The organism is Mesorhizobium sp. M0296, from assembly GCF_040321675.1.
Classification (GTDB): domain Bacteria; phylum Pseudomonadota; class Alphaproteobacteria; order Rhizobiales; family Rhizobiaceae; genus Mesorhizobium.
In genome coordinates, this window is the sequence record NZ_JAMYRZ010000096.1 from 1 (window position 1) to 2,031 (window position 2,031).

The 2,031-nt window shown below is 57.5% G+C and carries 2 protein-coding genes; both read right to left on the reverse strand.

What is annotated here, in order from left to right:
- Window positions 1-233 precede the first annotated feature (233 nt).
- Window positions 234-659, reverse strand: coding sequence for a YidB family protein (locus NKI97_RS35290; protein WP_352838596.1), 426 nt, complete (start codon window positions 657-659; stop codon window positions 234-236).
- Window positions 660-1,735: 1,076 nt separating this feature from the next.
- Window positions 1,736-2,031 (reverse strand): pilus assembly protein (locus NKI97_RS35295; protein ID WP_352838597.1); only part of this gene is annotated, 296 nt, incomplete at its 5' end.

Genomic DNA, 2,031 nt, shown 5'->3' on the forward strand with positions numbered 1-2,031 from the left:
CGGCGCCCCCCCCCCCCCGGCGACCCAACTCCGCGTGGCCCCTATTATCCCCCCCCGCCCCCCCCCACGCTCGGCACCAACGAGACCGCAAAACAATGAGGGGGTCAAATCTTCAGTTCGCCCAGGGGGTCAAATCCCCACTTCGCTTGACATTGCTGCCAGGTCGGTTCCCGAAGCCGGCGTCCCCTGGGGGATACGGGCTTTCATTTTCAGCCTGCTTTGTCGCAGTGGCGCTAAGTACGAGCAGCTCCTGGTACCTCGTCCAAGAGATTTGGACCGTTGCCCGCGGGCATCTGGCCGTCGGGCGTAAGCTTGTCTACCGCGTCGGGCAGTTCCCTCGTGAGCCGGTCGAGAAGTTCTTCATTAGACAATCCGGTTTGCTCAGCCAAATCGCTCAACGTTTGCGGGTCAATTGCATTCTCAACCTGGTCGCGCTGAACGGGCCGGTTGGATCCTTTTCCCACCCAAGAATCTACCTGATCGCCCGCACCCGCATTTCTGAGACGGTCCAGGATGTCGCCGAGGCCGCCAGGGGAGCCAGCGCTAGTGTTGGGATCTGTCGATTTCCTACCAGCGATCAACTCGCCAATCTTGTCTCTATTCTTGTAGGCAAGCAGGCCCAGCAACGCTATGGCGACCTTTCCTATATCAAGGCTCATTTCGCATCTCCTTCTATGAGGAAGGGAGAAGGCATGCGGCTTTGAAAGGTTCCACGGTTGTGCTGCTGGGTCGATATTCGGCTCGGTTTTAGCCGGGCGATTGCGGCTTCTCGGCTCGCTTCTGGCTAGACTTCAGCATCCGTGCCTCCGCAGAGTCAGATCGCAGCTCGCGTCCTCGCTCCGGAGGCGCGGGCTTTCCATATTCCGTCACCGATTGTGGGCGACACCCTTATCAAAATCTTGCATTAGAAACTTGGAACATAAGTGAAGCAGAAAACACTGTTGGCGCCATGGACAAGAACGATGGCGACACAATCGTCCTGGTTGGCTTCCGAGCCGCCTGCCTGGGGACTCGTGATCCGAGCAGATAGGCGACAAGGATTTCGAGAGAGACCGACGGCAAAATGGGCTGGACGATAATGGTCACGAAAGCCAGGTGAGATCACAATCTTGGCGAGGAACAGGAGGACGCCGCCCTCGACAGCCAACCATCCGTGGTTCCGTTGCTCCTGGTCTATGTGCTCTCGATGTTGGGACTGATCGGTACGCGCTCGCTCCTTCGTAATTTCTACGACGCCCGCTCACTTCCGGCTCGCGCGGCTCTTCAGCATTCAGGCCTCGCGCAGCAATGATGCATGGTCGGTGCCGATCATCGATCTGCTCGCGCGCCTGCGCCTGCGTAATGCCGGTTTCATCGGCTAAGACTTGGGCCTGCCCTCCTTCAGTCGCTCGCGGGCGGACATGTCTTTTCCCATGTTGAAAGCCTGCCAAGTTTATGTTCGGCCCTTTGGAACCCAATCATGGCAAAGCGGCTTGTTCCTTGAGCTGCCAGCGCGCAAAGGCTAACTCGGCTCATCGGGCTCGGAATTGTTCAACAAACGTGCACTGCTGCTGAATATGAAAAAGCCGCTGGTCCTTGTCGCTGAGGATGAGCCAATGATCGCGCTCGATCTGGAAGTGAACCTTCGCAAGGCCGGTCTTACAGCCGCTCTGGCACCAACCTGTGAGGAGGCTCAAAGGTGGTTGGCAGAGGAACGTCCGGGGTGGTGGGCCGCGGCGTCCGACTAGAGTGGGGCTTATGTTCCAATCAACGGAACCGTGACGGTTGTCGCATAATTTATCGGATATCGGTTGAAATACGGGAACTCGATCACGAACGCATATTGGGCGGTCAGATGTGCCATGCGAAAGCCGCCGCTGGGGGCGTCGATTGCTATTGTTACATCGACGTCTTTCAATCCCAAATCCAGTAATTTTTCTGTGGCAATGGCTTGGATCTGGGCCTGCGTCAGCGAGTTCTTCATTTGCAGCGCACGTGACGACGTTTCCAGCGTGTACCGAACACTCGACATAGCATTCAGAGCCCAGCCGA